Genomic DNA, 277 nt, shown 5'->3' with positions numbered 1-277 from the left:
GATTACCGATCTTGGGATTTTTGTTGGTTTTCTTGCTTTTGGAATTATCAAAGCTTTCGTAATAATTTCTAGAAATCGTTTGGTTACAATTTCCTTATTTTTTAACTGGCTTCGGTCTTCATCGCAGTTTAAAATTAGGATATTTTCTAATGTTAATTTGGATTTTAATTTGTTAGCAATCAACTCTTTTTCTTCATCAGATAAAGATTGTGAAGCGTTTAAATCGAAGGTCAAAACTACTTTAGACGAAACTTTATTTACGTTTTGTCTTCCATCT

Annotated in this window: 1 protein-coding gene; it reads right to left on the bottom strand. The window is 30.0% G+C overall.

What is annotated here, in order from left to right; translation table 11 throughout:
* A partial coding sequence (locus tag DIU01_RS10410; RefSeq protein ID WP_290834179.1) for an aminoacyl-tRNA hydrolase occupies positions 1-277 on the bottom strand: 277 nt, incomplete at both ends.

The organism is Flavobacterium sp., assembly GCF_003525665.1.
Lineage (GTDB): Bacteria > Bacteroidota > Bacteroidia > Flavobacteriales > Flavobacteriaceae > Flavobacterium.
The sequence above is the reverse complement of the archived record's forward strand: the minus strand, read 5'-3'. Positions and strand labels throughout refer to the sequence as shown.